Raw genomic sequence first — 3,245 nt, forward strand, 5'->3', positions numbered from 1 at the left:
CTGCGCCGACGACAGCGTGCCGTAGGGGATGGCGACCCGGAACATGTAGGCGTGAAGCTGCAGATAGACGCCGTTCTGCAGCCGCAGCATCTTGAACTCGTCCTCGGTGAGCTCGCCGGAGAGGCGGCGCTTCACCTGGTCGCGAAACTCCGAGACACGCTCGTTGATCAGCGTGCGGTCGATCTCGTCATAGGCGTACATGCGTGAGAAAACCTTATGCTTGCACCGGCAGGCCGATGGTGACGCCGGAGCGGCGGATCTGCTCGCGCAGATTGCCCGGCTCGATCCGGCCGTCATCCCTGATCTCGACCGGCGCGACATAGGCACCGATGGCGCCGAGATCGTCAGCGGCGGATTCGGCGAGCAGCGCGCGGGCATCGTCTGAGGTGCGCACGACGGCGGCATCGGCGAGCTCGTCCGACCAGCCGGCCCTCGCCGTGCGGTAGATCACCGCGCCATCCCAGGTGCGATTGGCGGTCACGACCGACGGACCGGTGATGCGGAGTTTCTTCTGTTCGAGCGGGGAGGTCATTCGGCAGCTTCCAGCAGACGCGTTAAAACGGGACGATGGTTCGGGCGGCGGAACGTCGAATCTGGAAAATCAGATAGAAACCGCATTCGATACTGGCCTTCCCATCATCGGGGCTTGACCGAAATTATTTTCTCTCTAAGTGTCTTGCAAGCCGCCCAAAGAGAAAATTATTTCTTCTCTGTTGCAGCGCGGCCGTGGAAAATTCGTCTCCAAGGTCCCGGGGCCGCGACATGCATCTTCTCGACAACAATTCCGCCCACGACCGGCTTCCCCACGCGCCGCCCAAACTGGTGTCGTCCCTGCCGCAAATTCCGGCAGAGGCGCCGGGCATGGACCATCTCGACGCGCTGGAGGCGCAGAGCATCTACATCCTGCGCGAGGCCTTCGCGCGCTTGAAGAAGCTCGCGCTCTTGTGGTCGCTCGGCAAGGACTCCAACGTGATGGTCTGGCTCGCGCGCAAAGCCTTCTTCGGGCGCGTGCCGTTTCCGGCGCTGCATGTCGACACCGGCAAGAAGTTTCCGGAGATGTACGCGTTCCGCGACCACTTCAGCAAGGAATGGGAGCTCGACCTGCGCGTCGAGCCCTGCCCGCCGATCGATGCGGTCGATCCGACCCTGCCGCCGGCCGCGCGCTCGGCGGCGCGCAAGACCGAGGGGCTGAAGATGGCGCTCGCCAAATACGGTTTCGACGGCCTGATCGCCGGCATCCGCCGCGACGAGGAGGCGACGCGCGCCAAGGAGCGCGTGTTCTCGCCGCGCGGGCTCGAAGGCGGCTGGGACGTGCGCGACCAGCCGCCCGAGTTCTGGGATCACTTCAACGCCCAGCCGCCGACGGGCGCGCATCTGCGCATCCATCCGATCCTGCACTGGACCGAAGCCGACATCTGGGCCTACACGCGGCGGGAGAACATCCCGATCATCCCGCTCTATCTGTCAAAGCAAGGCAAGCGCTACCGCTCGCTCGGCGATGCCGACATCACTTTCCCCGTCGCTTCCGAAGCCGGCTCGATCGAGGAGATCCTGGCCGAGCTCGAACAGACAAAGGTGCCGGAGCGGGCGGGGCGCGCGCTCGACCATGAGACTGAAGACGCATTCGAGCGGCTGCGGGTCGCGGGCTATCTGTGACAGTTGAAAGCATCATCATGAACATGATCGCCCCCGCCGGCCTGTCGGCCGTGCCGAACGGCACCACCCGGGCGCAAGTGCGCATCGTCATCGTCGGCCATGTCGACCACGGCAAGTCGACGCTGGTCGGCCGCCTGCTCCACGAGACCGGCAGCCTGCCTGACGGCAAGCTGGAGATGCTCAAGGCCGTCAGCGCGCGGCGCGGCATGCCGTTCGAATGGTCGTTCCTGCTCGATGCGCTGCAGACCGAGCGCGACCAGGGCATCACCATCGACACCACGCAGATCCGCTTCCGCACCAATTCGCGCGACATCGTGCTGATCGACGCGCCCGGACATGCCGAGTTCCTGCGCAACATGATCACCGGCGCCTCGCAGGCCGACGCTGCCGTGCTGATCATCGACGCGCTGGAAGGCGTGCGCGACCAGACGCGGCGCCATGGCTATCTCCTGCATCTGCTCGGCATCCGCCAGGTCGCGGTGGTCGTCAACAAGATGGACCGCGTCGACTTCTCCGCCGCGCGCTTCGACGAGATCCGCGCCGAGATTTCGGCGCATCTCACCGGCCTCGGCGTGACGCCGACGGCCGTGATCCCGATCTCCGCGCGCGAGGGCGACGGCGTCGCGGCCTGCACGCCGCGCATCGGCTGGTACGAGGGCCCCACCGTCGTCGAGGCGCTCGATGCGCTCGAGCCGGCGCGGCCGTTGTCGGCGCTGCCGCTGCGGCTGCCAGTGCAGGCCATCTACAAGTTCGACGACCGCCGCATCGTCGCGGGCCGCATCGAGTCGGGCCACCTGGCCGCCGGCGACGAGATCGTGATCATGCCGGCCGGCAAGATCGCGAAGATCAAGACCGTCGAGGGCTGGCCGGCGGCGTCGGTCGCGGGCCAGCAGGGCGCCGGCCGCTCCGTCGGCATCACGCTCGACCGCGAGCTGTTCATCGAGCGCGGCGACGTCATCGCGCATGCCGGATCTGTGCCGCGCGACACGCGGCGGCTGCGCGCGCGCATTTTCTGGCTGCACGACAAGCCGTTGTCGAAGGGCGACGCGATCCTGGTGCGGCTCGGCACCCGCGAGGCCCGCGCCACCGTCGCGGGAATCGAGAAGGCGGTCGATCCCGGCGCGCTGTCCTCGACCGAGAACAGCGCGATCGCGAAAAACCATGTCGGCGAGATCGACATCTCGCTGGCGCAGCCGATTGCGGCTGACGCCCATGCCGACAACCCGCGCACCGGCCGCCTCGTGATCGAGGTCAACGGCCGCATCGCCGGCGGCGGCCTCGTGCTGTCCGTCGAGGCCGGGCAGCGCGCGGCGCCCGTCGACATCGTGCCGGTGGAATCGGCGCTGCGCGCCGACGAGCGCTCGGCGCGCTATCGTCACAACGGCGCGGTGGTGTGGCTGACGGGCCTGCCGGGCGCCGGCAAGTCGACCCTGGCGCGGGCCCTGGAACGGCGGCTGTTCTCGCGCGGCGGCTCGCCGATCCTGCTCGACGGCGACACGTTGCGCGCCGGCTTGAACCGCGATCTCGGCTTCTCAGCCGAGGACCGCAGCGAGAACATCCGGCGCCTTGCCGAGGTCGCAACGCATCTC

3 protein-coding genes and 1 pseudogene are annotated in these 3,245 nt (G+C 67.6%); 2 read left to right on the forward strand and 2 right to left on the reverse strand.

Annotated elements, in window-relative coordinates; genetic code table 11:
* Together JOY90_RS03965 and JOY90_RS03970 are read right to left on the reverse strand one after the other, a co-directional pair.
* Window positions 1-201 (reverse strand): annotated as a pseudogene (locus JOY90_RS03965) (nitrite/sulfite reductase); the annotation flags it as partial.
* Window positions 202-214: 13 nt separating this feature from the next.
* A complete protein-coding gene (locus JOY90_RS03970) occupies window positions 215-532 on the reverse strand; it encodes a DUF2849 domain-containing protein (protein ID WP_291689860.1) in 318 nt (105 codons plus the stop codon).
* Window positions 533-861: 329 nt separating this feature from the next.
* Here JOY90_RS03970 and cysD point away from each other — a divergent pair, with 329 nt between their 5' ends.
* On the forward strand, window positions 862-1,656 hold the full coding sequence (cysD, locus tag JOY90_RS03975) for a sulfate adenylyltransferase subunit CysD (RefSeq protein ID WP_291689862.1): 795 nt from the start codon (window positions 862-864) through the stop codon (window positions 1,654-1,656).
* Window positions 1,657-1,673: 17 nt separating this feature from the next.
* Window positions 1,674-3,245 (forward strand): GTP-binding protein (locus tag JOY90_RS03980; protein WP_291689861.1); only part of this gene is annotated, 1,572 nt, incomplete at its 3' end.

The sequence above is a fragment of the Bradyrhizobium sp. genome, from assembly GCF_019242285.1.
Taxonomy (GTDB): Bacteria; Pseudomonadota; Alphaproteobacteria; order Rhizobiales; family Xanthobacteraceae; genus Bradyrhizobium.